This is a genomic window from Candidatus Hodgkinia cicadicola, assembly GCF_002774925.1.
Genome location: NZ_NXGO01000098.1, coordinates 1 through 845 on the forward strand (window position 1 = coordinate 1; position 845 = coordinate 845).

Annotated in this window: 1 protein-coding gene; it reads left to right on the plus strand. The window is 25.1% G+C overall.

The window, feature by feature from the left end; all coding sequences use genetic code 4:
- Positions 1 to 16: 16 nt before the first annotated feature.
- A complete protein-coding gene (locus tag MAGTDC_RS06060) occupies positions 17 to 124 on the plus strand; it encodes a hypothetical protein (RefSeq protein ID WP_414173072.1) in 108 nt (35 codons plus the stop codon).
- The last annotated feature ends 721 nt before the right edge of the window (positions 125 to 845 follow it).

Sequence of the window (845 nt, forward strand, 5' to 3'; positions counted from 1 at the left end):
ATACCCAAGATCTAAAATTAAACAAGGTAGTGTTGTTAATGCTTTGATAATCAGATGTATTAAACCATTTAATAGAACATTAGGATATATAAAGTTTAATGAAAATTCTGTAATAATCTTATAGTTTAATTTTACATGTTATAGGCCTAGATACACCATAAGCCTAAAGTTACCATTGAATCTAATTTACAATATATTTACTTATTACTTAACTTTCATACAATTTATTTAGTTCTACTTAATGCTCTAACTGTTTTACTAAATAGTACAACATACAAAACAATATTACTTAACTATGGACATTTGTTGTCTAGTTTTGCAAGACTCTATTTTATAATTTATTAAACATCAAAACCTAATGCACTGCCTAATGACATTTTATTATTTATATTTGAATATTTTAAATGGCTCAGTTTTATTAGTTAGTTATACAATTACTTCACTGTTCCTATTTTGAATACTTAATTCAACCCAAGCTTACACATGTTTAGTTAGATTAATACTTTTTACACTCTATAATGTTGATAAACTATATCACATTAATTATGTTTATACCTATTATATATTAATATATTTTAATTTGTAATCTATGATACACTATTTTTTACATGATTAGTTTTTTCATATTGAGGAGAAACAATTCCCTTTTTGATGTAATTTACTCTGACTTTCATATGCAGTGGTATGTTACATTACAATATGTAAAAGGAAAAAACATGAGTTTTGTTGAGTATTACTTTGTACGGCTGACTTTGCCGACTGTTTCCAACAAAGAAAAAAACAAAGGCAGAAACTTTGAAACAGTGATGCTTAATGAACCTATTTTAAATAAGGGAATCTTTCTT